Origin of the sequence: Yokenella regensburgei (assembly GCF_051486985.1) — a bacterium.
Lineage (GTDB): Bacteria > Pseudomonadota > Gammaproteobacteria > Enterobacterales > Enterobacteriaceae > CBFFRJ01.
This window is the reverse complement of sequence record NZ_JAHVDV010000066.1, coordinates 1-3,706: the sequence shown is the minus strand read 5'-3', so window position 1 is coordinate 3,706 and position 3,706 is coordinate 1. Positions and strand designations below refer to the sequence as shown.

Sequence of the window (3,706 nt, the reverse complement as noted above, 5' to 3'; positions counted from 1 at the left end):
CGAAAAACGCAACTTGACCCCAGAGTAATCGCCGTGGCGGCGGCTGAACTGGCCCCCGCGGCCACCAGCAGAGGGGCAGCAGCCGATACCGCGAACCCGACAGCGGCCCCTATAGCAGCATAGGCCAGCCCTTCAGCCACAATACTGGTAATATCCGCAAAAACGCTGGAGTGAATAATCTGGTCGCCCTTCCGGGCCGCGTGTTTGTCACTCATGCCTTATGCATTCCGGTTGTCGCCTTTATATTCAAGGAAAGGCAAAAGTCCTTAAGATGATTAGATAAAGAGAAGAAAAAATATATTTTTCGAGAAATGCTTCATGATCTTTATCAATAGAAAATATGTAAACTCATTTTATTTATGTTCATATATCTTTATAAAATAACTCATAACCTTATCCCTTACCTTCAGCGACACAGAGTTTTTAAGAATGAAAGGATACAATGGCATATCTCTATGACCACACGAGATGACCATCAATAAATTTATATTAGCTACAACAGAGGAAAACGTTGAAGTCATAACGTGAACATTTATTAACTAACCCCTATTTCTCATCCACATCAACTGCATGCTCTATGATGTCAATACAAATATGACCAGGAAGACATAGCTCATGATTAAGAATTAATTTATTTTTTGAGAAAAACGATCTCCAGGTCATTATGGATTTTGCATAAACCTAACATATTCACCTTTCACTTTTACGTATTTTTTAGCAGCCTCTTTGAAGTAACGAGTTTCACGATAATAAAGAACATAAAAGGCATTCCTCTTACCACAATTTAAGTTCTGCGAGAGGGGCAAAGCAGTCTTCGCAAACTTTTTTTACCAGAGGCCGTATCTCAAATAATTTTTTCCGATCATTCCATTCCCTGAGGCCATAATCTCTGCCTAACAAATGAATCTCCGGCTCAAGAGGCAACTCAAGCAGCAGAACATCCTCTTTTTCCAGGTACGTATATCCTTTGTTTATTTCCTGACCATTGTGCTGCGTATGAACAACGACACGGAAAAATGTATAGTCTGAGAATGGAAGATGGTTTACCAAAATATCCCTGACTTTACGTGAAACACATATGGTCTGCGCTTTTTGATGAACCGGACAAAGTAACAGCATTATGACCCACCTTGTTTACATTTCGTGACGCCCAGCTTTTTCTGAATGAAATGATACTGGCGCATCGCGCCTTGTGGTACGTCAACACCGCCCGCAGAGAGCACCTCCATAACATGCGTAAGACAGCTCCGGGTTCTGACATCATAGGGTCCCAGACTTTTGCCCACCTGCGATCGTTGAAATTCTAATGCTTTTTCTGCCCCTGCATCCGTCATATCAAAGGTCGTTTGATGGACGGGTTTTCCTTGCAGTTTTGCGTTGTTAACCTGGGACTGACCATCGCTTGCTATCATCGTGTCCGTCGGATTAACCCCCACATTGCGCCCACCCTCATTTACAAAGTCTTCATAGCCACCGTATTGATGGGTGTGCAAAATCTTATCGCCCATCACTTTCACAGTATAGTGACCGGTCGCGTCTATGCTTTGATCAGGAGATGGGGCTAACCAATACACAATAGCGGTTGCGAGACCCAGCGGGTCCATCCACACCAGGGCATTCGGTGCAAACCGGTAGAGATTTATCCCACCCGCAAGGCCGATTGGGTCGTGCTGAGTGAAGCGACCACAGTCCGGATCATAGTAGCGAAAGAGGTTATAGTGCAGCCCGGTTTCACGGTCCAGGTACTGACCCTGCATGCGTAAATTTTGCGGATAATCAATTGCCTTATGCGTCGCTTCCCGCAGAAGCTTACCCCAGGCGCTGTTCTGCCCTTCCCAGCGCAGTTCGCCTTCGATATCCGTCATCCGCTCCGGCGTGCCGTTCAGCTGACAGTGAAACCAGTAAACGTCCGGCGATTCGGTGCCATCAATTCGTGCCAGCGGCTCGTAGCTGCCCTGATCGCTGTAGACGTAAGTGAGCGGGACATCATCGTGGATCTCCTGAAGCAGCCTAAACCCTTCCCATAAAAAACGGGTTGTTACGCGTCTGCCAACAGGTTGACCGCCAAACATTTGCTGACGGGTTTTACTGATACGCCTGCCCAGTGGATCGTAGCGAAAGCTGACCCGGGTCTGCGGCTTGTTGCGATCGCGTGGCTGGCTCACTACCTCTGTCAGACGGTGTTCGGTGTCGTAGTAATAGCGCCAGCAGGTCTGACCGTTGTTTTTTTCGACGGTACGCCCGTGGATATCGTACTGCCAACGGGTGCCCTCAAGCCGTGTTACACGGTTATAGGCAACCTTTTCTGCCTGACCATTATCTACGGGATTACCGGCCGCATCCCAGTGACACTGCTCGTTACCGCCCAGCGTCCCACGCTGACTCAACAATCTACCGATATCGTCATACTGCCAGTTTGACCAGTTGAACGGGTTATCATCACGTTCTTCGCGCACCAGTTGGCTCTGGTAATCGTAATCCCAGCGGCGAGCCCAGCGTCTGGGAGCCGGACGCTGAGAGTGTCCTGTAAAAACATCACGCCGCTGAAGGCGGCCGAGGCGATCGTATTCACTGTTGCAGGTCAGTCCCCCCAGCGTGCGGCTGGTCTCCCGATGCATATCATCACGCGTGAAATCACTGATGCCTATTCCCTCATACGCCACGCTGAGGAGATGGCCGCTGCCATAATGCAGATAGTTGAGGCTCTGGCCCTGGGGCAATTCAACGGTGGTGCAATTACCCAGTTCATCATAGCGCCAGGAGAGCGCACCATTTTCCCCCTGCTCCTGCGTCAGGCGACCCAGTACATCAAAGGTGAAAGTAAGCTCCTGTTCGGCACACTGGCTCCAGATGTTGTCTCCGAGAGGGGGGTAAACCGCAATTCGGGTTATCTGGCCAAGGGGGGAATAGGTGTAGCGCGTCAGCGCTTCCGGCGTTGCGCGACTTTGCAGTTGCCCCGCTGCATTCCAGTTAAACAGGTGCGTTATGGCTTCCTGGTGACCTGACGCAAATTCGCGGCTGACCATACGACCGCAGGCATCATAGCTATAGCGGGTGGCCACGCCGTCAAGTCCCACTTCCGCCAGCAGCAGCGAACCTGCTCCCCACTCGAAACGATAGCTCTCTCCGTTGGGGTTTTTTAATTCTGTCAATCGGTTGCGGTTATCCCAGCGGCGGTGATGCTCCTGGCCAAGCGGGTCCCTGGTGGTGACAAGTCGACCTGTCGCATCATACTCAAACTCGCTCTGCGAACCGTCAGCGGCAATCTGCCTGACCATCTGTCCGGCTGCGTTCCATTCCAGTGTCTGAAGCCACCCTTCGGCGCGTTCGACCCGCACCGTTCGGCCTGCGGGGTCGTAGCTAAACGAGGTCTGTTCCCCGGACGCCGTCCGGACAGACCTCAACCAGCCAAGGGGATGATAGCGGTAATGTGTCGTGTAACCCGAACAGTCCGTCCGGCTTCGTACCAGGCCTGAATCCTCGTACTCGGTACGATACGTATTCCCCCGCGCATCCACCTCCTCAGTGACCTGACCACATTCATCGCGGCGCACAAACGTCGTCTGCCCCATCGCGTCGACAACCCGCCCGAGGCCAAAATGCTCGTCGTAATAAAACCGTGTCGCCGCCCCGTTTGCCTCCGTGATAACCGTTGGCAGCGCACGCTGTACCAGCCATTCGGTGGTACGAATGTTCCCCAGCGGGT

At 51.4% G+C, this 3,706-nt stretch carries 3 protein-coding genes; all 3 read right to left on the bottom strand.

What is annotated here, in order from left to right:
- A partial coding sequence (locus tag KXR87_RS23225) for a hypothetical protein (protein ID WP_437434540.1) occupies positions 1 to 215 on the bottom strand: 215 nt, incomplete at its 3' end.
- Positions 216 to 774: 559 nt separating this feature from the next.
- Positions 775 to 1,119 (bottom strand): hypothetical protein, encoded by a 345-nt coding sequence (locus tag KXR87_RS23220; protein WP_437434539.1) that lies wholly within the window; start codon positions 1,117 to 1,119, stop codon positions 775 to 777.
- Positions 1,119 to 3,706 (bottom strand): RHS repeat-associated core domain-containing protein (locus KXR87_RS23215; RefSeq protein WP_437434538.1); only part of this gene is annotated, 2,588 nt, incomplete at its 5' end. The genes KXR87_RS23215 and KXR87_RS23220, both read right to left, overlap by 1 nt.

Coding starts and splice junctions, on each gene's coding strand:
- KXR87_RS23220 (WP_437434539.1), bottom strand. CDS start 1,119: ATGCTGTTACTTTGTCCGGTTCATCAAAAAGCGCAGACCATATGTGTT.